The 21711-nt window shown below is 37.1% G+C and carries 17 protein-coding genes; 12 read left to right on the top strand and 5 right to left on the bottom strand.

The window, feature by feature from the left end:
• Positions 1–35 precede the first annotated feature (35 nt).
• Positions 36–275 carry a DUF2188 domain-containing protein gene (locus K7G70_RS17440; protein WP_223789943.1) on the bottom strand — a complete coding sequence of 80 codons (240 nt, stop codon included), beginning with the start codon at positions 273–275 and terminating at the stop codon, positions 36–38.
• Positions 276–292: 17 nt separating this feature from the next.
• On the bottom strand, positions 293–556 hold the full coding sequence (locus K7G70_RS17435; RefSeq protein WP_223789942.1) for a DUF3892 domain-containing protein: 264 nt from the start codon (positions 554–556) through the stop codon (positions 293–295).
• A 147-nt stretch (positions 557–703) separates the two neighbouring features.
• Between K7G70_RS17435 and K7G70_RS17430 the strand changes: the two genes are divergently transcribed.
• From K7G70_RS17430 to K7G70_RS17420, 3 genes are read left to right on the top strand one after another with little or no spacing between them, the layout of a single operon-like run.
• Positions 704–1030, top strand: coding sequence for a helix-turn-helix domain-containing protein (locus tag K7G70_RS17430; protein ID WP_223789941.1), 327 nt, complete (start codon positions 704–706; stop codon positions 1028–1030).
• Positions 1031–1045: 15 nt separating this feature from the next.
• Positions 1046–1906, top strand: a complete 861-nt coding sequence (locus tag K7G70_RS17425; protein WP_223789940.1) for an ImmA/IrrE family metallo-endopeptidase — start codon at positions 1046–1048, stop codon at positions 1904–1906.
• Between the two features lie 7 nt (positions 1907–1913).
• Entirely contained in the window at positions 1914–3050 is a 1137-nt protein-coding gene (locus K7G70_RS17420; RefSeq protein WP_223789939.1) for a hypothetical protein, read from the top strand.
• Between the two features lie 169 nt (positions 3051–3219).
• Here the strand turns inward: K7G70_RS17420 and K7G70_RS17415 are convergent, their stop codons facing one another.
• The gene (locus K7G70_RS17415; RefSeq protein ID WP_223789938.1) at positions 3220–3453 is read right to left on the bottom strand and encodes a helix-turn-helix domain-containing protein; all 234 of its coding nucleotides are present in this window, start codon (positions 3451–3453) and stop codon (positions 3220–3222) included.
• 64 nt (positions 3454–3517) lie between these two features.
• Here K7G70_RS17415 and K7G70_RS17410 point away from each other — a divergent pair, with 64 nt between their 5' ends.
• Positions 3518–3988 (top strand): PH domain-containing protein, encoded by a 471-nt coding sequence (locus tag K7G70_RS17410; protein ID WP_223789937.1) that lies wholly within the window; start codon positions 3518–3520, stop codon positions 3986–3988.
• A gap of 41 nt (positions 3989–4029) precedes the next feature.
• Here K7G70_RS17410 and K7G70_RS17405 read toward each other — a convergent pair whose 3' ends face one another.
• Both K7G70_RS17405 and K7G70_RS17400 read right to left on the bottom strand, forming a co-directional pair.
• Positions 4030–4845 carry a hypothetical protein gene (locus K7G70_RS17405; protein ID WP_223789936.1) on the bottom strand — a complete coding sequence of 272 codons (816 nt, stop codon included), beginning with the start codon at positions 4843–4845 and terminating at the stop codon, positions 4030–4032.
• Positions 4846–4910: 65 nt separating this feature from the next.
• Complete coding sequence (locus K7G70_RS17400) at positions 4911–5834, bottom strand: hypothetical protein (protein ID WP_223789935.1); 924 nt, start codon at positions 5832–5834, stop codon at positions 4911–4913.
• A gap of 135 nt (positions 5835–5969) precedes the next feature.
• Here K7G70_RS17400 and K7G70_RS17395 point away from each other — a divergent pair, with 135 nt between their 5' ends.
• From K7G70_RS17395 to K7G70_RS17360, 8 genes are all read left to right on the top strand, one after another.
• A complete protein-coding gene (locus K7G70_RS17395) occupies positions 5970–6224 on the top strand; it encodes a hypothetical protein (RefSeq protein WP_223789934.1) in 255 nt (84 codons plus the stop codon).
• 342 nt (positions 6225–6566) lie between these two features.
• Complete coding sequence (locus tag K7G70_RS17390; RefSeq protein WP_223789933.1) at positions 6567–7280, top strand: Tn7 transposase TnsA N-terminal domain-containing protein; 714 nt, start codon at positions 6567–6569, stop codon at positions 7278–7280.
• Entirely contained in the window at positions 7277–9220 is a 1944-nt protein-coding gene (locus K7G70_RS17385; RefSeq protein WP_223789932.1) for a DDE-type integrase/transposase/recombinase, read from the top strand. Before K7G70_RS17390 ends, K7G70_RS17385 begins: the two co-directional genes overlap by 4 nt.
• Before the next feature lies 1 nt (position 9221).
• Positions 9222–10187 (top strand): TniB family NTP-binding protein, encoded by a 966-nt coding sequence (locus K7G70_RS17380; protein ID WP_223789931.1) that lies wholly within the window; start codon positions 9222–9224, stop codon positions 10185–10187.
• Complete coding sequence (locus K7G70_RS17375) at positions 10180–12321, top strand: TniQ family protein (protein ID WP_223789930.1); 2142 nt, start codon at positions 10180–10182, stop codon at positions 12319–12321. Before K7G70_RS17380 ends, K7G70_RS17375 begins: the two co-directional genes overlap by 8 nt.
• Entirely contained in the window at positions 12314–13312 is a 999-nt protein-coding gene (locus K7G70_RS17370; protein ID WP_223789929.1) for a hypothetical protein, read from the top strand. Before K7G70_RS17375 ends, K7G70_RS17370 begins: the two co-directional genes overlap by 8 nt.
• 115 nt (positions 13313–13427) lie before the next feature.
• On the top strand, positions 13428–20972 hold the full coding sequence (locus K7G70_RS17365; protein WP_223789928.1) for a PKD domain-containing protein: 7545 nt from the start codon (positions 13428–13430) through the stop codon (positions 20970–20972).
• Positions 20973–21485: 513 nt separating this feature from the next.
• Positions 21486–21711 (top strand): hypothetical protein (locus K7G70_RS17360; RefSeq protein ID WP_223789927.1); only part of this gene is annotated, 226 nt, incomplete at its 3' end.

Raw genomic sequence — 21711 nt, 5'->3', positions numbered from 1 at the left:
CTCATTTTGTTTTGATAATTACACCTAACTCACTATTAAAATTTAGTGTCTTTAGGTGGATGTGGATCGTTACCATAGCTATCCTTATCACGAATTTGTCCATTCTTTCGATGGATAACCACTTCTGATCTTTCACGAATGGCTTGGTTACGTGCCTGTTTGATAGCTTCTTTCTGTGTGGAGTGGACTGAACCAGCCCGACTTGAACCAGATGACTTTGTAGCCCAGCCACCTGATTTATGCGGAACTACATGTACGTTTTTCTTTTTACTCATTTCATTTCTCCTGTTAATTAACAATCTGGTAAATCATCCAGGTTGTTTCTTGATGTTTGGTCTTTATCTGTTCTCAAGTATTTGCCACTTGCACCGGGCACCACCTTGATAAAAGTTTTAGTACCATCGCTCCATGGCACGTAATAGCGAGTAGTGCCTGACTCGATATCTCTGATTGCATCAGCTTTTGATCTGGGAGACCAATACTGACCTGAGTTGCACAAGGCAAGGATATCGCCGTCATTGTCTTTTTTTGTTTTATATACTGCTCTGTCTATCATCGTTTTATACCTTCAAAGTTAATGGTTGATTTTTATTACACGTAATGTATAATCCTACGAAGTCGTATAGGCCTGGTTTCAAAAAAAAGCCTTTCGGCCAAATACGTTTCGTCATGCACAATAATACTATATCGTATAGAGTTGTCAATGGATAAAAATGATATTTTTAAAAAAAGATTGGTTTTGGCAAGAAATAAAAGAGGTTTTAGTCAAAGTGAACTTGCAGAAAGGTCTGGATTAAAGCCAGCGGCAATTTCACATTTTGAGACTGGTCAAAGAAAACCATCTTTCAATAATTTAAGAATCTTGTCAGATGCTTTGAACGTTACAGCTGATTATTTGCTTGGACGTACAGATGATCCAGAGGGGTTTGCTGAATCTGATGTGGCTTTTCGTCATGGATATGAAAAGCTATCATCAGATCAACGTGAAATGGCAATGGACTTTATTGCCATGCTTTCTAAAAAGAAATAAATATCCAAATAACACATGGAACCAAGTGCAACTAGACAAGCTGAAAATTTATTAAAAGAAATTGGTATTGATCAACTTCCAGTTGATCCTTTTTTAATCGCCAGCATGTATGAAATTGATGTACAAGATATGCCCTCAAAACAGGGCGGTGTATCTGGGATGATTGTGAAAGTAAAAGATAACTATGGCATTTTATATGCTACCCATATCGAAAACGATGGCTTTCAACGATTCAGTATTTGTCATGAGTTAGGCCACTATTTCTTACCTGGCCATCCAGAAATAGTTTTTTCTACAAGTGATATGCATACTTCAAAGTCTGGATTTGTATCAAGTGATAAACACGAAATTGAAGCTGACAATTTTGCTACAGGTTTATTAATGCCCTCATTCTTGTTTGACAGAGAGCTTGAAAAACTACCTTCTGGCCTAGATGCAATTGTTCAACTTTCTGAAATTTGTAATACATCCATTACTGCAACTGCAATAAGGTATGCACAAAGAACGCCTGACCCTGCTGCAATTGTGGTTTCGACAGGTGACAGAGTTAGCTATTGTTTTATGTCGGATGAGTTAACTGAATACCCTGAACTTACGTGGATCAAGAAACAATCTCTTTTACCACGAGAAACTCATACCTATGAGTTTAACAAAGATAGCCAGAATATTAAAAGTTCTGCTCAGATTAGCGGAACAATTGGCTTTAACACATGGTTTGGAGGTTCGACTGAAGGTGAGTTATATGAAGAAGTGATTGGTTTAGGTTCATACGGGAAGACACTCACGGTACTAACTGGTTCAGAATTGCCAGACTTGGATGAGTTGGAAGAAGATAAAGAACTGGAAGAATCGTGGACACCCCGTTTTAAAAGATAAGAATGAAATGTCATTAGAACTTGATATATTTGATTTGGAGTCACCAAATGCAGAGCTTTGCCAACTCTATTGGGGCTTTGACGATGAGGGGGAGTTTAAGCTTTCAGTTAAACAAATTTCTGAAAATTTTGGAATATCCAGTGCAGAGCTATTGAAAATAGTAAAGTCAAATTGTTGTGCATTTTCAACTTCTGTTTTTTGTGACTGTTGTGGTGAAGCATACGTTTACGCAAACCGATCTGATTACATTAATCAACAAAAATACAATGGCAACATTACCTGTGAAGATTGTATCAATGAAGCTCAACAATCAGAAAGCTTAAGAAAAAAAGCTGCCATTCAAGCAATTATTGATAACAACGATTATGAATTATCAGTAGGTGCTTTAACAGTAAAACAGGCTGTTTTTTTGTATGCCTTGATTCGACATTCTGCCAATGAGAACCTGACTGGCTTAAATGAATTTAGGTTGAACACATCTGAATTATTTTCACCAGATAAGGATTACAGTATAAAAGTTTTAAAGGAACTGCACGATCAAGACACTATCTTAATCGACCCTGACTCTGAATTAGAGCACATTACCCTTCTAGAAAATGGCGGTTTTCAATACTACATTGACAGAGTTAAATGGTTTTTGCCATTAAGCAATGCATACAAAAACATGAATCAGTTCATCAGCGAACTAGACAACTCCATTACATCAATGAGCTTCATTGACGATGCATACGAGGAGGTTGTTGAACTCTGTAAAGAAGTCAGTTTGCAAGAATGTATTGGGTATTTGAATTTTGTTCTTTCAAAACATCAATTGAACTTCAACCCAGGAGAAAAAACCATTCTTGCTATTAATAAAGCTTTAGAAAGATATTCAGTTTCTCAGGTTTATAATTTTATTTGGAGAGCAGGCAGGGACGCTGCTGCATATTATATGAGGTCTCATGTGCCTAAAAAACAAGCAGCAAATACTGTAGTAGGAAGCATTGAACGTCAAATTGAAAGAGCAGAGGCTAATGACTGGGAAGTTACAGCATATAGAAGGGTGTACAGTCTACAGCAGTCACAAGTTAGCAGAGTATTATTCAACCTACTATTACATACTGATGATGGGGGATTTGGCCTCACCATAGATAAACTTTTATGACTTTTGTCAAAAAAATATGGAAAATCAGTCAAAATTTTTAATAGAAGATCATGTTAATTCAGATAAGGCTTTCATAGCTAAGTTATTTTTAGCAATAATCTTGAATTTACCAGTACTTAAATCAGAGCTTCTCGGATTATAGAATATTTCCTTTTTCCTCACGTCTTAGTTAAGATTTGAGCTGTTTTATTATTTCAATTGGGTCAGCGTCAAGCTCTTTACAGTAAATGATCAGTTCAACAACATTAACTTGTCTCTCGCCTGTTTCAATTTTGCCAATAATCGAATGATGAATGTCTAACTGGTTGGCCAGCTTTCTTTGCGACAAACCTTTTTCTTTTCGCTTAGTTTTCAGCCAAGCTCGCAAAGTATCACTTTCTTTTGTGTAAATAGACTTCAACATTGCCTCTATAATAGAGACAAGATAGAATGTCTCGAAATTAGAGACATTTACGATGAGGGAAACTATGCAAGAAGTTAGTCCATTTCTAAAAAAACAATTTCAAGCAAATGAAGAAGTAAATTTTGTTGCAAGCATTTCTAATAAGCCAATGATTGCATATGTTGTGATCACAATTCTCCAGATAACCTTTATTGAATCTATTGGGGGGACAGCTAAAGTTCTTTACATTTGGATGGCACCATGGGTTGGATATGTGATTTATTCTTTCATATATTTTTTATCATCGGAGCTCGTTATTACAAATGAGAGAGTGCTAGGCAAATCAGGGCTGATTTCTCGTAAAACGGTCGAGATTCCAATTTCTCAAGGTGAGGGGCTCGTTGTTGATCAATCAATATTAGGTCGAATATTTAATTATGGAAGAATCAGTAATTCAGGTACAGGAACCACAAGAGTATCAATGATTTTCCTGGATGACCCATTTTTAATCAGAAAAAAGATTTTAGAGACTAAAGCACACTTTGAAAGTAATTAATACCAATAGGGAAGGTTTGGTAAAAGCTAATCAGTCGTTTGTTAGCTTGAAATATCAACTGGATAAGTACACTTAGTTACATCGAATTCCCCAGTTTTTAAATGATAAACGGAGATAAATCCACGACCAATATCGGCGGCTAATTCATAGTCTTCCAAGTCTATGCAGCTTGAGGATTTAAAATATTCAGTATTCAATACCAGAGCTTTTGCAAACATATTCAACAAACCGTTTTTTTTCTGCACACTTTCAACTATTGAAACAGAAAAATATATGGTTCCAGCTATCCCTATTACTCTTAAAAAATTTTTAAGATGGATGAAAGCCTCATGTTTCTTTTCAGCTGTGTTTTTTTTCTCAGAAAAAAAGACTTCAATTAATGTTGGCTCGTTTTCAGATTTATCCAATTTTTTATTCTCTTTGATCATCATAACGAACAGGATAACAGTCAAAATTACTAGCCAGGATAAGGGCACAAAGATCATTTTTAGAGCCAAGGCGGCATTAGGTAATAAGCTAGGATCAAGTTCTGTATAATTATTAATAAATTGATCAATATTTATATTTGTGAAGACCAATATAGGCATTGCCGTAATGGCTGAAACAATTTTGAATGAAGTTGACTTGATTTTTTTGATCGTATGCTTTTTGTTCTCATAATAAAATTCAAGCACGAATGCTATTGAACAGGCTATTAATACCCACCAAAGCCATATATATGTGAATTTTCTAAAGATCTGATTAGGCAAGATATCATCTATAAACATCCCAAGAAATAGATATATGGATAAAACAACTAGAAAGCTGACTCCAATGATTTTGTAAATTCGATTGTGTGTATCTTCATTATTAATCATGTTTATTTCCTAAATAAAAAAGATTTTGGACTTATATTTTCCCAGTCTGTTTTGCTAAACCACCACTAGCCTGATCCATGCATAATACTCTTCAGTACAAACTTATCTTTATAAAATAGCTTCGCGTGGTGAGATAGGTTTTCATAATTTTTTTGCATGTAGGAGTTTATAACAAAATATTTACTCCTTTCAGTATGAGGTCTTATTTGGTTTTCTGGATATGAATCAATTAAAAACCTCAGCACACGTTTGTTTTCTCGAAAAGTCCTTTTGACTTCTTCTGGAATCTTTAGCACAACAATATTGCTTTGAGCCCCTCTGTTCCATTTGTTAGTAAACCTTTTTTTTATTATCAGAAAAAGATAAATAAGTTCGTCGGAGATTTCATTCAAAGCAAAATAAATAGTTAGATGCTTATGTAATTCAACCAGCAAAATATCTCGGGCAATTACATCGTGATCTAATTCTGCTTTGAGTAGCAACAATACGAATGCTGTGAGCTCGTTATAAAGGCCGTAAAAGTTAAAAGTGAATTTGTTGACTTGATCTTGCAAGCTGATTTCATCATTGGAATTGGGTTGGTCGCTCTTTTGGAATAGTTCTGAAAAGACAGTAAAGCTATCCATGTTTATTCCAATTTTATGTATGTCGGAAATATTATTAATGTTGGCAGTGAGGGCATCCCAAAGTGGCATTTCAAAATATTTTATTGAATCCTTAAAGAATATATTCGTGACTCTAAGGGTTTCATCGTTTGGGCATGGTGGATTGTCGTCATTGACATATTTTTGGTACTTGTTACATGCGGAAAATAATTCAGATTTTCTTTTTTTGTTATAAGCAATTCTTTTGCCCGTTATCGACTTGAGGAAAGGATGGAAGTCGGTGCCATAATTTATGCGGGCCATTATTTGGTGACCATTTTCACAGTAGCCAATACGCATGACCATGTAAATCCATAGCTTGGTTCTTAATTTGATAATATCCATAAAAATAAAATATATAGATTTTCCTTTAATATCAATAACAAAATATTATTATATTGATTTATTGTACTAAAAATACATCTTCACAAATGAGTGGTTTAAGCCTAGGATCACAGGCTACGAAATTGAAGACTGAATGTGACTAAGAGCGAATACAAGAAACATATCGAGCAAAAATTAATCGCTGAATATGGCATTCTCATCTCAGGGGAGCCTTTATCGAAAGCGCTTGGTTTTAAATCAATTGCTGCATTCAGGAAAGCAATAGAACGTGGAACCATCGAACTTCCCATAATGACATTCAAAAACAGAAAGGGGAAATATGCTGTTTCTTCTGACGTGGCTGAGTGGATTACAAACAATAGATTTGATTCTTTGGAGAAGAATAAATGAGTTAAGAATTTGCAGAAGGAGAAATAAAAAAACCCGATGGCTGCAACCATCAGGTTTTTTAGTAATCGGCTCAAGTTTTCAAGCTTTGACCTGATTCTATTTCATCTAACCGTATTGTGCAAGTAAAACAGTCTATTTTAATAATGGGCTAACGATACCCTTTTGCCTGGAGCTTGAGAGGAATGGTTGGTGACCTCTCTAATTTTAGAGAAAAAATATGAAATATAAAATCAAGCAAATAGGTAAACACCTGGTTGAATTTACCACTGAAATAAAATCCACAAGTAAGCCTCATGTAGCTTCAAAATTAACTGGGTTCAATGCCCCAGGAGGGTATGTATCATGAACCCAATCGAAATCATTGATATCCAGGATGTCCATCAAAAGCTAGCCACTATATTCAGTCAGGATCCAATCGAAGGGATGCAATATGGAAATCGTAAAATCTGGAAAGGACTCCCCAATAAAAACACAGTTTTGTTCCCCAGTGTAAAGAACCAATCTTTGATGCCATGTGAGAGCAAGCTTGAGGCGGAGCACTGCCTTGCAATCGAGTTTGAGAAGACTACCCTGAGTTACCGTACACAACCATTGACTCTTCGATTAAACCGCAAACAAAGCTATACACCGGATGTGGTGATGGCTGATGAAAATGGAGAATACACTTTTAGAGAAGTTAAGTTCTCAGGCTCACTTGAGTCCAGAAAACTTAATGACCGTCTTACCAAAATCACTTCAATATTTGCTACGGCAGGCTTTAGGTTTGAAGTGGTCACTGAGAAAGTACTGAATCTTTTTCCCGACTGCCAAAATAGAAAGTACCTATATCGCAGTGCGCGCCTGAAGTTCCATCAACTACAAATCAATGAAGCATTATCGATTATAGATACAAAGGGCACTGGTTGCTCACTTCATGAATTTCGTAATGACTGCATGGAACATGGACTTAATCCTTTAATTGCAGATTGGGCAATTTTTCAAGGTCATGTTCAGTTTGAAACCCAACTACCCTTAAATGAAAAATCACTTGTCTGGACAATAGGAGATGAAGCATGAAATCTATTTTTGAGATGAGCGTTGGAGATCATTTTGCAGTCCATGGATATGAACATGAACTTGTATTCATTGGTCCAAATGAATTAAGAGCCGCAAGAATTGCTGGGGGTAATGTTTTCACATTGTCCAAAGACAAGTTTTTATCCCTTCAGCGAGATGGCCAAATAAAAATAATCAAACAACAAAAAACTGAAAAACCCAACCCATCAAATCTAACAGAAAATCAAATCAAAGAAATGAACAGACGTTTAAGGTACATCAGATACGTGTTCAATGAAACTGATTCTTGCCGTTCTGCAACCATAGTCGAACCTATTCTGGCTGTATACTCAAACACAATTAATGATAAGAACCCACCAGCATTTTCGACTTTTGCACGTTGGGCAAAAAGCTATGTGGAGTCGAAATATGACCCGGTTTCCCTGGCCCCTAACTTCTCACGCCGGGGAATAATGCCTTTGAAGTTTGACCCTGAAATTGAGCAAATTGTTAATCAAAGGATTAAGGAAGATTATCTAACCGATCAACAAGTCACCATGAAACATGTTCATGAAAATATCGTTTCTCAAATCTTATCTGAATATGGTGATTCTAATTCAATTCCTTCAGGGTTAAGCATTCCATCTCTAAGCACAATTGAACGAAGAATTGCCAAAATTGATCCTTACATAAGAACCAAAACAAGACGCGGTAAGTATGCTGCCAAAAAAGCCTTTAAAGCTGCTGGCAGGAGTATCTACACCGAACGGATACTGGAAAGCGTGCAAGCCGATGGTAGCTTGCTGGATGTATTGGTTGTTGACCCTGATACTGGCGAAGTGGTCGGAAGGCCATATGCAACAATCCTGATTGATCACTACTCTAGATGTGTGATTTCTGCAGTAATAACCATGGATCCATTTTCTGCGGCCACAATTCTTCAAGCAATGAAACTGGCGGTGAGTAGCAGCTACTCTACATTTGGGGGCTTGTTTGAAAAGCTATGTGTTGACAATGGTTCAGATTACACCAGTAAATCTCTAAAAAACTTCTGTAATCATCTAGGAATTATGATTGAGTTTGGTTCCCCCAGAGATCCTGATTCCAAACCCAATGTTGAACGATTCTTTGGTAGAGTTAATTGTCAATTTTTACACACTTTAAGAGGTACAACTTTTGAAAGTCCGACCAAGAGGGGTGATTACAAATCAGAAAAATATGCTTGTTTTACCCTAGATGAGCTTAAAAACAAATTTAAAGAATGGTTAGACATTTACTATCATAAAACCCTTCACCGTGGTCATGGCCGTACTCCTGAAGCTCTATGGGATGAGAGCAAGAAAAAAACGCCCATTGTTCAATATGATTATAAAGATATTGATCAAATAGCAAGAAATGTTTACACAAGAACGATAAACGGGGGACGAATCAAAGCTTTTAATCTTTCATGGTTTTCTCACGCTCTAAAAACCATTGAGCACAAGTTTCGTAACAAGAATAAGAACCCCATGGTTCATGTTTATGTAGATACATTGAACCTGGATCGAGTTTTTATCCGTGATCCTGATGATGACGGTGTTTTTATTCAAGCTGATTCAACCACTCCTAAATACACAAGAAATCTAAGCCTATTTGAACACAACAAAATACAGGAGAAACTTAAATCACGAGGTAAAAAAGACCTTGCAAAACTGGATCAATATGCTCTTGCTATCGCACGTTGGAAATTCAGACAAGACTTAATTGTCATGGGTGACAAGTATGCAGCTAAGCAAATTGCTCGATTAAAGGAGTCAGCCAAAAATCAAGAACAAGATAACTCTATTATCAAAGAGCATGAGGATAATTCAATATCTCCAGAGTTATTTATAACGGAATTTAAAACTCATGACGAGTCGTTCATTGAGCCGAATACTGACGATGATGACGATGATGAACAATATGAAGCAGTGGAGTTCTGAAATGTTAAATCCTGAAATTTACCAAAAGATAAATGCCATTGATCATACATACATTCCACATCAAAAAATCAAATTGGCTATAGACATGATTCAAAGGTGTTTACTTATATCTGAATCTGCCCTAGAACCTGTTAATTTTTTGCTTACAGGCCCAGCGGGAACCGGCAAAACAACTGTTTGCAATGCAATTTTATCGATACTCGAATCTGAATCACAAGAATTCATTATTCGTGACAACAAAGAGGTGCCAGTAGTTAATGCATTTTATTCTCTTGTACCTAACCCAGTTACCATCAAGGGAATAGCTTCTTCAATGCTTAAATCTCTGGGGGCCCCTTCACCTGGCAAAGGCAGTGCCCTTGATTTGACTTATAGACTGGGCGTTTTACTTAAAGAGTTTAAAACCAAAGTAATTATTTTGGATGAATTCCAGCACTTATTGGCTAAAGACTTTGGAAAAAGTAATGACGTTAGAGATTGGGTTAAATCAATCATTAATGAGTTTAAAGTTCCTATTGTTTTGGTCGGAACACCAGAATGTGAAACCATAATCAATGAAGAAACGCAGCTATCAAGGCGTTTTCAATATCGAACTCAGTTGACCTCATTAAACCTGGGCACACCTCAAAAACGAGGCGAGTTAACAAAGTTTTCTTCAACATTAAGGACACTTTTTATTAAAAAAATTGGCTTGAATGGGTTTCCAAATTTCAATTCATATTCAAAGTGTGCACCTTTGTATGTGGCTACAAGTGGAAACCCAAGTAGCATTGTGAGGATTTTCAAAGAAGCCACATTAATAGCTTTTGAAGACGGTATGAACGAGGTTAAATATAATCACATTACAAAAGCTTTCGATACTTTAGCGCTCCCTAATAGTGACAGTTTATCCACTAACCCTTTCCGTTTAAATCATTCTGATTTAGTAAAAAGCATAAACAAAATCTCAGGGGGTATGTATGCGTAATTTAATTATTAAACCAATAATCCAACAGGATGAATCTCCTATAGGCTATCTACTACGGGCATCAGAAACAAATGGGTGGCAAGGAATTGCTCAGTTTTTAGCCGGTAGTCATATCTACGACTGGAAGACCAGTCTGGACAAAATTGTGACAAGTTATGAACACTGGTCGCATGTACTACAAACCATCGGTATAAATAAGGTAGAACAAAAAGGCTTTTACTTATCGGAACCAGTTAAAAACAAAAAAGTTTATGTTAACTTTAAAGGATTGCGGGTTCTTAAAAATGACTTGAGAGTAACTACAACCTCGATTTGTCCGCATTGCCTTAAAGAAGATGGTTATGCTCAATCAATTTGGGACCATCGATCTATTCATATTTGTTACAAACATAAAGTACCACTGATTGACTATTGCCAAGCCTGTGGTAGCAAGATCAATTGGAAAAGAAACAACTTAAATAAATGCAATTGTGGTGAAGAATTTAATGTCACCGACTCCCCAAAAGTACCTGATAGTTATGCTTTCTTTATTGAAGATTTATTCAGTAACTATGACTCTGAGAAACTTCAGCTTTTCACAACTCTTATTGATGCTCTCAGTGAATTTTATCATTTCAACGGAATCACACTGAGTGAATATGATTTGTCATTCCAGGCATATTTAGCGACTAAGTTTCCAAAGAAATTTGAATCAAAATTGAAACATGCCGTTCATAAAGCCATGAGGTCAAATGGTGTTCATCCAAGACTGAGCTTAACCTCACTACTCAATTCAAAAGTTAGAGTTTTGAATGACACATCCCTCAAAGTTATAAAGAGTGCAAATAGTCACATTAACACAAAAGATAGCTTTGACTTTTCAAGACCGCTTGGAATGATAGAAACCTCATCGGTGCTCGGTATTTCATACATTCTTGTTAAACAATTAATTGATCATCAAGTGATTAAAGCTGATGAAAGGATAAACAATCAGCCGTGGCAAATACAAGCAAATTCTGTAAATCGGTTACTCAAGTATTTATCAAAAGGTAACGGTACTCTGAAAAACAAAATCAAATTAGAAAAGATATCTCACAAACATAATGTTAGAGGTAACTTTATTGAAACGATAAAACAGATAGCAAATAAGAAAATCAACTTTCAGGCTATGAATAACAGAGAAGGTATTCTTAGTGCATATGTTGAAAAAGTTCTAATAAAAGTTAATAGTAAATTTTTACGAATTAATGATGTGGCTGATTTATGCCAAGTTCATTATGAAAATATTAGATTTGCCATACATGCAGGAGTCATAAAAAAAGTTGACCCCAAAAAGACAAAAGGCAACACAATTTTCATTGATGAAAAAGTGGCCAAAGCATTCAATAAAAGCTATGTATTTGCTGGCGTGCTTGCCAAACAGCATGGCCTAAACCACACAAATATTTCAGAAAAAATAATGTCACTTGGGATTCGGCCAATTTCGGGGCCAGATATTGATGGCGGTCTAACTTATGTATTTAATAGAAAGGATATAAGACAGATTAACTTCAAAGATCTGGCCAACCTTTCTGATTATGAAACCCGTACTGGTAGAAAAACAGGTGATCGAGAGAAGGTTGAATGCACTGACTCAGTTTCAATCATACAAGTAAGTGAAAAACTCAATATCTCAAACAGCAAAGTACTGGGGCTGTTATCAACTGGCACCCTAAAAGAACTTAAAAATACTAAAAGAGAGCTAAGAATAACTAAAAAATCTCTAAACCACATCCTTGAGGTATTGAATTCAAAAGAAACGGTTGAAATTTCACAAGCCAGTAAAGTAACTGGTGAATCAATACAAGCATTCTATAAGCGTTGGATCAATACTGATTACGTTCGTTTGATTGATGTTGGTTTCATGAAGTTTATCAGTAAAGACGACCTCAACAGAATTAAGAAATTCAAAAGTGAGTTCATTACTTCAGAGGAAGGCGGCAAATTAACAAATACCAACCGAACTTTTCTTCCCAATCAAGAACGGCTTGGCAAAATAAAGGCCGCAAAGATTCTAGGTAATGAACGCATTAAAACTAAGTTTTACTCAATAACAGATGTGAAAAACCTTGTGTACAATAATGAATTTAGTTTTAAGAGAGTGAACCATGGATAATACTAAAACCCCAATTGAACTGTCTGTTAATAAGTTTTTCGAACTGACCAAGAACATCAAAGATTACATCCTCCCGATCACCATATTTGCTATGGTGATCGGCTTCAACACAGTCAATAACTACTTGTCTGAATATGGAATTCCATTTCCACTAGATATTAATCTGTACGCATTGTTTTTAATAACCACCTTCTATTCATTATTACTAAATGGATCCCTGTATCTTTACATCACATTGCCTGCTTTTTTCATACCCAAAAGATTTGACCAGGAATTCAGAAAAGCCATCGGCATCAGTGATGATGAGTCAATTCTTAAACGGATCTACAAATACCTTGGCCTCATAGCAGTCTTACCAGTTACAACACTTATTCTGATTGTAGATAGCAACATTTATTACATTGTCATTTCTTCATTGTTCATTACTGCCAGCTTAACTTTAAACTTTCTAACATATAAAAAGTGTCATCGCATAAGCAACATATCACCTAAAACTTATTTTAAAAATATGTTTGGAGTTATGATTTTTGCATTTTTCTGGTTTTTTTTCTTAGTTGGAGTTTCAGGTCTGATACTGATGAAGCTCACTCCCAACCCAGACATATTTTTAGTGCCTATACTTATCTATCTACTTATCTTGCATTTCCTGTCAATTGTTAAAGAGTCACAATTTCGGTTTAAAGTTTTTTTAATGGTTGTCATGGTAACCATGTTGGTTTTTTCTATGAGAAACCTTTCAGGCTCATTTGTTGGCAAATACTTATTGAATGAATTAAATATGGGAGGAGGAAAGGAGCTTAGGTATGTTATCGATTCAACTGATTTACCTTCAAACATTTTAGATGAAAAAAATCTCAGCAAAGAGCTCGAGCTACTTTTCAGTATCAAAGATAACAACTATGTAAAAATTAAAGGAGACCAAGATAACACTGTTTATACAATCAAGGATGGCATCATTTCAATGACAATTCACAAACCTAAGAGCCATTAAATCCGGTAATTACTGTTTTTTTTGCATGATGTCTCTACAAACTACCAGAAAAATTGGCAATCAGAGTACAAACTCATATAATCAGGCCAGTAGTAACCTCTCAAGGAGTATTTAAATGGACTTAAAGTCGCTTGCCTTCATCTGTGTATTTTTACTTTTCCAATCATTAGGTGCTGATGCACTGGACAAAAATCAGTTCCCACCAAAAGCTGATGCTCATTTTGACCAGTTTGCTAACATCAATGAAACAGTAAAATTAAATGCCTCAAATTCGACAGATAAAGATGGTGACCCACTCTCCTATCAATGGATCATTATTGAGAGGCCTGAAGGGAGTTTAGCCAAGGTTCAGGATGATGATAATGTCACAACTTTTCTATCTCTTGATAAAGCCGGCACTTACACAATTGAGCTTTTGGTTTCTGATGGGCTACACGTGACATCATCAGATACTTTGTTGATTGATACCGAGCAAACCAAACCTCAACTAAGCAAAATAGAAGACCAGAAAGTGCTGGTTGGCGAAATTGCTGAATTGGAGATACAAGATGCATTTGATCCAGATGGTGATGATATCTTGATGTTCTGGGATCTTGAAAAATCACCAATGGGATCATCTGCCCAGATTCAAAACCCCACTTCCGAAAGCGCAACGATAATCACTGATAGACCAGGAAAGTACTCCATCAGACTTCAGGTTTCTGACAACAAGCACATCATTAAAAGTAATCTGTTTAAAGTCCACGCAGTTGAGTTTTTTGATCGCAGTAACAGAGCACTTGGTTGTGTTCTTGATCGTATCTTTTTTGATGGATTCGAGGGCTTATTCACTAATACAGCACCAGTTGCAGATGTTGGTCCGGATACCACGGGCGTCATTGGCCAAGCCATTGAGTTAGATGGCTCACTTTCCAGTGATATTGACCTGGATACCCTGACCTACTCCTGGTCATTACTTACTGCGCCAAATGGCAGTACAGCGGTGATTGATAATGACGACCAAATGCAAGCTGGCCTGACCCCTGATTTGGTGGGCGATTATGTGGCTCAGCTGATCGTTAATGATGGCTGTCTGGACTCAGATCCAGACAGCGCTTTGGTTACAATCTCAGTCAATCAACCTCCCACAATTACTTCATCACCAGATACAACTGTCAGAGAGTCTCAGGCTTACAGCTATCAAGTTGTCGCAACAGACCCAGAAAATCACAGCCTTGATTATGATTTATCAATCTCACCTGCTGGCGCATCAATTGACTCAAATGGTCTGATGACCTGGCAATCACTGGGAGAAGGGACATATCCAGTAACCGTTGTTGTGACAGATGAGTATAACTCTACAGACTCCCAAAGCTATGACATTGACGTAACTGTAAATAATGCACCTCAAATTCAATCATTTCCAATAAGCAGTGCAGAGAAGGACTTGGATTACTCGTATCAGGTTGTGGTCAGTGATGCTGATAGTGACCCCATTACTTTCCAACTGATTAATCCTGAATCAGGAATGAGTATTGATAATAACGGGTTGATTACATGGACACCTAATGCAGCTGGAAACTTCTCAGTCGAGGTCAACGTTGATGATGGCTTTGGTGGAACTGATACACAGTTGTTCACCATTGAGGTTATTGAACTACCACCCGACCCAAATGATATTGCACCAGCTTTGAGCAAAACATCTTTTGTACCTTTCATAGAGACTGTCAATTTCCTCTATGAATCAGTACCACCAGTACAAATAGGAATGACAGTAGATACCATCCAGGATTATCGAGCCGCAATCGTAAAAGGTAGAGTATTGGATGCTGATGGTAATCCCTTGCAAGGTGTGAAAGTGTCAATCAACAATCATCCTGAGTATGGTTACACTTACTCCAGAGGCAGTGGTGAATATGATTTGGTTGTAAATGGTGGTGGCACCTTAACAGTGAACTTCACTAAAGGTGGATTTATTACCTCTCAAAGAGACATTCAAACGCCATGGGAAGATTTCGTATATTCTGAAGATATTGTCTTAGTCAGATTAGATAATCAAGTAACCAGACTAGACCTTACTGACACCACAAATGACTATCAGGTTGTAAGAGGTAGTGAAGTAACTGATAGCGATGGCAGCAGGCAAGCAACCATGTTGTTCCCTTCTGGAATACAAGCAAGTTTGGAGTTTGAAGATGGCACAACTCAATCAATTTCAAACATTAGCGTTCGTGCTACAGAGTTCACTGTAGGCTCATATGGAATGCAAAGAATGCCCAGTCATTTACCTCCAGCGTCTGGTTATACTTATGCAGTTGAGCTTTCACTTGATGAAGCGATCAATCAAGAAGCCATTCGTGTAAATTTTGACCAAAACATTCAACTTTATTTAGAAAATTTCATCGGATTTCCTACAGGTACCAAAGCTCCCCTGGCCTCTTATGACAGGCAAATCGCCTATTGGATTCCTGAGTTAGCTGGACTGGTAATCTCAATCAACAGAATTGAGAATGGAGCTGCGGTGCTTGATGTCACTAATGATGATGTTGTAAATGATGCCACACAAGCTGAGTTGGATGAGCTGGGTATTACAAATGCTGAATTAACTCAATTGGCTCAAATGTATGAGGCGGGTCAGTCATTATGGCGAACATCAGTTAACCACTTTACTCCTTGGGACATTAACTGGCCCTACATCCCACCACCATCATTACAAGAACCACCTGAACAACCACAACCTGAAGATAATCCAGAAATTGTTGAAGATGACTCACCAGAAGATGAGCCTGAAGACCTTGAACTAAATACAGACTGTACTGGTTGTATCATTAATGCTCAAAACAGAACACTAGAAGAGGAAATACCCCTTGTTGGAACTGACCACAGTTTGTACTACAGTTCAAATTCTGTCTTTCCAAGTTCAGGATTTGACGAGTTTGTTATTCCTTTAATTGGAGATACAGTTCCGGCAGAATTATTGAGAGTAGAACTGGTTATTGACGGAGAGGTGTTAGAGTTTGAACCCAGTGAAAATTTATCTTATACCTATGTTTGGGATGGTACAGATCATTACGACCGGTCTTATCATTCAAAAACCACATCCTACAATGTGCATTATTATTTTCCATTGCTCTATTCACCTGGTATATCTCAAGCTGAGTTTGATCGCTCCTTTGGAGTTTATGAGGAATTAAATCTGAATCCATTATATACACGAGTAAGGAGTGAAATTGAATTACGTGTTTCGAGATACAATAAAATTAAGTTATATAGGAAGTACAATACATTTGCAAACTCCAACGTTAACAGAGCTGGTAATTCTGCGGACAGAAAAGCTGTTAGAGAAGAACAATTAAACCTTGGTGGTTGGGCCATAAAAGATCATCATGTTTACAACACGTATCAAAGGGTTCTTCTGAAGGGTGATGGGTTTAAGAGAAAAGTTCAAGCGTTCAGAGCTCAAGTAGATAATCCAAACGTTAGTAATCATCCAGGACCAACAGATATTTCTCAAATTGACGAAACCTGGGCAGTTGAAGTTGCACCAAATGATGAAATCTACTTTGCTGATCGGAACAAAGGACACATAGTTAAAATTGATGTTGATGGAAATGCAGTCAGAGTCGCTGGACGAATTCATGAGTTTTTCCCATCCTGTAATGAAACACCGATTGAACAAGAGTCAGCATTGGATGTGTGTTTAACTGGTGTCCAGGACATCAAAATCGCACCCAATGGAGACATATATTATGTCTACGATAGAAGGGTAAGAAAAATAGACCGAGATGGTATTGTCACAACAGTAGCAGGGAATGGGTCATACGGTAGCAGTCCTGATGGAACACCTGCAACCAGTGCTGAAGTTGAAGCAAGATACATTGCTTTTGACAAACATGGAACACTCTTCATTTCTGTAGGTTGGGGCATTCGTAAAGTAGACTCAGATGGTAACATTCAAACGGTGGCTGGAGGGTCAGAGTTTTTCCCAGGTGATGAAGCAGTTTTCGAAAATGTGCTCGCCACTGAAACTGCCATGTTCAATGCAAGTGGGATTGTCATCTCTGATGCTGGTTCAATTTTTGTTGCTGACACTGGGCACGAATGCGTTAGACAAATAACACCTGATGGGTGGATATATACTGTGAACGGAAGCACTGATTGCTTTTATGAGGAACTAAACAGAGGGGACGGTGGTGGAGGCCATATCCCTGAGTCAGCACCAAGAGCTGTTGACATTGATTCAAACGGTGCGATCTATATTCTAGACAGTATGTATGATTGGCAAGGAGATCAAAACAAAATTGTCAGGGTTCACCCTTATGGACAATTTGAAGTTTTACTTGATAGCTTGCATGGATTTTCAGGAGATGGTGGACTGTTAAACAATGCTCAGCTGAATACATCACTAAACTTTTCATTAAACCAATTCGATGAGATATTAATTGCAGACTCAAAAAATGACCGCATCAGAAAAGTTGATAAATACAATATTATCGATACGATTGCAGGTGGTTCACAAACATTAACTCCACCAGCTCCGATTGAGTCATATTTGACTCAGAAAGAAAAAAATATTGCTGGAGGTGGATCAATACTCTTACCTGATTCATTGGTTGTCGTGTCGTTAGATGGCAAGTTGATATATGAGTTTTCAGACGAGGGTGCTCACCAAAGAACAATTGATTCAACAACTGGCAGGGTTTACAAAGAATTTAATTATGATGCCTCAGGAAGGCTAACAAGCATAAGAGACTCCAATGGCTTGCTTACTCAATTAGAAAGAACTTCTGGAACTAATGTAAACGCAATCGTTTCCTCTTATGGTAAAAGAACCGAGCTCGAATATTACCCCAATGGGCAACTACAAAAAGTAACTGACCCTGAGCAAAATCATTGGGATCTTGGATACAGTACTAATAACCAATTAAATCTATTTATCGATAGAAACGAAAATAGATTTGATTACACTTATTCATCATTTGGGCTATTAGAGTCTGATGCCAATCCGATTGGTGGAGGTTGGCTAATCTCTACGGATGGAGATACTGAAGGTGTCAATCAAGTAGTGATGACTTCTGGTGAAGGTCGTGAATATGTTTTCCTTAAGGATTCATATCCATACTTAGGCCAAAATGTTTTACTTGAAAACACTAAGCCAGATGGCACAGTAATTTCGCATGTAGAAAAAATCCACGACTCAATTAAGGACGTCACCACATATCCAGATGGAACCATAGTCAGAAATGGAGATTCAAAAGGCTCTAGATTTGGTTTTCAATACCACTGGGATAATGATATTGAAGTTATTACACCATCAGGATTAAGAAAACATACATGGAATGTTTTTGCGAATGACTATGATGGAAACCCTCCGGCAGTAATCACACCTGTACCAGAATACTCGAGAACTTCCATTGTTGAAAACCAACCTTGGGTAGCTGAATACAAACAAAGCTTCGGTAGTGATGGTGGATTTAGAAACATCACTCCTGAGTTACGAACCAATCTAACTTTGCTTAACAATAACAAAAAAGTCATTAGCTATGCTTTAAATGGATTTAATGATTACAACATTGAATATGATGGATTTGGTCGAGTTCAGAGGATGTACACCGGAACTGGGCAAGAACTGAGAGAGACAGTTTTTTCTTACTACGATAGTGGACCAATGAATGGTGAGGTACACACCATTACAAATCCTTTGGGCCATGTTTCAACATTTGAATATGACAACAATGGACGAGTCACCAAAAAAATCTTTCCAGACTCGAGAGAAGCGATATTTTCTTATGATGCAAATGGGAATCTGTCTAGCTTAACACCGCCAGGAAGGCCAACTCACAACTTTGGTTACAATGGTGTGGATCAACTGAATAATTATTCAGCACCGCTAGTTGCTGGTGTAATTTCAGCCACCACTGGAAAGGAATATAACACTGACCAGCAATTAACAAAGATCACGACGCCTGATGGAAGAGAGGTAAACATCACATACAACAGTGTCACAGGAAAAATGGAAACCAAAACCCTGTCCGTTGGTACTTATGTTTATGGATATGACCCTGTCTCTGGCAAGTTGAGCTCAATAACCTCACCAGATGGAGTTGACATTGCTTACGAGTATGATGGTTTTCTTCCAACATCAACAACTTGGTCAGGAACAATTAATGGAAAAGTGTCACGTACCTACGACAACTTGTTCCGAGTCACCGGAAGAATGATTAATGATGCTGACGAAATTCTATATCAATATGATAATGATAATTTGTTAACTAATGCTGGCTCAATGTCAATCAATAGAGAAACTCAAAAGGGTGGCATGGTCAATGGAACAACACTCAATAACGTTGTAACTAGCAATACTTATACAGACTTTGCTGAACTTGATTTGTTTGATGTCCAATATAATTCTACTTCAATTTTTAACATTGATTACACAATGGACAAGCTCGGAAGAGTAGATACTAGTGTTGAAACAATTGATTCACTTATAACTTCATATGACTATGACTACGATTTATCTGGAAGACTAAATGAGGTGAAGATAAATGGCGCTGTTAACAAGTCATGGCAATATGATTCGAATGGAAACAGGACGCATGAAGATGGGGTTTTGATTGCTACATATGATGATCAAGATAGGCTATTAACATATAAACAATACACTTACACATATAACAATAATGGAGAGTTGGAAACTAAAATTGACAATGCTGATGTCACATCCTATTCATTTGATGAAGAAGGATTGTTAAGGTCAGTTACTTTACCTGATTCAACTGAGGTTCAGTATTTACTTGATGGTCTGGGAAGACGAGTTGGAAAATCATTAAATGGAAACCTGATTAAAGGCTGGTTATATCTTGATGGGTTAAAGCCTGTAGCAGAATTAGATAATGTTGGCTCTGTTGTTTCTAGGTTTATTTATGCAACTAAAACCAATGTTCCAAGTTATATGATAAACAATGGTTCTACCTATAGAATTATCAGTGATCACCTTGGATCTCCTAGGATGGTAATTGACGTGGATACAGGGGTTGTTGCACAGGAAATCACATACGATGTTTGGGGCAATATCATTTCCGACAGTAATCCAGGTTTTCAACCATTTGGATTTGCTGGAGGTCTGTATGATTCTGATACAGGCTTAACTCGATTTGGTATGAGGGAATATGATCCTTATGTAGGTAGGTGGCTCTCAAAAGATCCCCTTCTATTTAACGGTAAGGATTCAAACCTTTACACATATGTTTTTAACGACCCTGTTAATTTCCGTGATGATGATGGTGAAATAGCAAATTGGGTAGTTGGCGGATTAGTGATTGGTTTGACGCAAGCAATTGCCACATATAATGCAACTGATGATTTTGGCTCAGCTGTAAGTGGCTTTGTTGCAGGTTTTATTTCAGGAGCGCTTCCGGTGTTAAAACTTTCGAGAGCAAATCCTGGTAAAGCACTTGGAGAGATTACAGCAGAGATTTCTGATGTACTGGGTGGAATCGCATTGGATGTTGGTTTGACTTTAATCTTTGATACTAATGTATTTGTGCCTACAGCTGAAGCCGCCACGCTTGAAGAGCATACGATTGAAGGTGATCATGAACATGGGTTAATGATATACATTTGCTCAGGTAGTGGCGACTGTCCTCCTGCCAAAGAAAATGTCTGTATACCTAATTAACAAACTGGAAAGATTATGAATAGTGATGCAAAAGAAACTGATAAATTAACAATAAGGACAAGAGTGCTTTGCTCAATTCTATTCTTATTCTTTTTGTATGTTGGTATTACGTTTATTATCAATATTGAAAGATACAACATTTACGGTTTGATATTTTCAGAGATAGTCACTCTGGGGTTTTTATCTATATTATTCAAACCCGTTTTTTTGGGTAGACAATCTTATGCTTTTAAAAAATTTAATGGCTTAAGAACACCGGAAAAGTAACTTCAATGATTGAGCGTTCAAATTGTTTTGGTTTTCTTACCCATTTTAGTGACATAAAATCTCAACAACTGTGCTGTAAAAATGAATAAATCTCATCGATTGTGACTTTAAATCTCATTTACTTTAAAGAGACTTTTTGTAAACGATTGATTTATATAGAACAAAAATCTCATTGGCCGCGACGCGCCAGGATATCCAAAAAAAGCCTGTGAAATCACAGGCTTTTTTTTAAGAAAAGCTTTTTTTATGAAAATATCAACAGATCCATTTTTCGAAAACAGCATTCCTAGGAATAACGAGGTTACTTATCAAATTTTGGAAAAAACCACAATCAACAAAAATAAAGATTCTAATGAAATCAAGCCCTATTTAATATCAGATTGTAGTGGTCAAGTAATTTTGGCCACGGTTTTAGATTCACGCCAGAACTTTCGCTCTGACTCATTGGGTGTCATTCCTCCGTTGTATGCGT

The sequence above is a fragment of the Marinicella meishanensis genome, assembly GCF_019931145.1.
GTDB lineage: Bacteria > Pseudomonadota > Gammaproteobacteria > Xanthomonadales > Marinicellaceae > Marinicella > Marinicella meishanensis.
Note: the sequence above shows the minus strand (reverse complement) of the source record. Positions and strands in the feature narration are given on the sequence as shown.

What these genes read in the sequence shown, in the direction of transcription:
- K7G70_RS17435 (WP_223789942.1), bottom strand. Translation starts at nt 556, where the DNA reads ATGATAGACAGAGCAGTATATAAAACAAAAAAAGACAATGACGGCGAT.
- K7G70_RS17410 (WP_223789937.1), top strand. Translation starts at nt 3,518, where the DNA reads ATGCAAGAAGTTAGTCCATTTCTAAAAAAACAATTTCAAGCAAATGAA.
- K7G70_RS17390 (WP_223789933.1), top strand. Translation starts at nt 6,567, where the DNA reads ATGAACCCAATCGAAATCATTGATATCCAGGATGTCCATCAAAAGCTA.
- K7G70_RS17440 (WP_223789943.1), bottom strand. Translation starts at nt 275, where the DNA reads ATGAGTAAAAAGAAAAACGTACATGTAGTTCCGCATAAATCAGGTGGC.
- K7G70_RS17400 (WP_223789935.1), bottom strand. Translation starts at nt 5,834, where the DNA reads ATGGATATTATCAAATTAAGAACCAAGCTATGGATTTACATGGTCATG.
- K7G70_RS17420 (WP_223789939.1), top strand. Translation starts at nt 1,914, where the DNA reads ATGTCATTAGAACTTGATATATTTGATTTGGAGTCACCAAATGCAGAG.
- K7G70_RS17375 (WP_223789930.1), top strand. Translation starts at nt 10,180, where the DNA reads ATGCGTAATTTAATTATTAAACCAATAATCCAACAGGATGAATCTCCT.
- K7G70_RS17380 (WP_223789931.1), top strand. Translation starts at nt 9,222, where the DNA reads ATGTTAAATCCTGAAATTTACCAAAAGATAAATGCCATTGATCATACA.
- K7G70_RS17385 (WP_223789932.1), top strand. Translation starts at nt 7,277, where the DNA reads ATGAAATCTATTTTTGAGATGAGCGTTGGAGATCATTTTGCAGTCCAT.
- K7G70_RS17405 (WP_223789936.1), bottom strand. Translation starts at nt 4,845, where the DNA reads ATGATTAATAATGAAGATACACACAATCGAATTTACAAAATCATTGGA.
- K7G70_RS17370 (WP_223789929.1), top strand. Translation starts at nt 12,314, where the DNA reads ATGGATAATACTAAAACCCCAATTGAACTGTCTGTTAATAAGTTTTTC.
- K7G70_RS17415 (WP_223789938.1), bottom strand. Translation starts at nt 3,453, where the DNA reads ATGTTGAAGTCTATTTACACAAAAGAAAGTGATACTTTGCGAGCTTGG.
- K7G70_RS17425 (WP_223789940.1), top strand. Translation starts at nt 1,046, where the DNA reads ATGGAACCAAGTGCAACTAGACAAGCTGAAAATTTATTAAAAGAAATT.
- K7G70_RS17365 (WP_223789928.1), top strand. Translation starts at nt 13,428, where the DNA reads ATGGACTTAAAGTCGCTTGCCTTCATCTGTGTATTTTTACTTTTCCAA.
- K7G70_RS17430 (WP_223789941.1), top strand. Translation starts at nt 704, where the DNA reads ATGGATAAAAATGATATTTTTAAAAAAAGATTGGTTTTGGCAAGAAAT.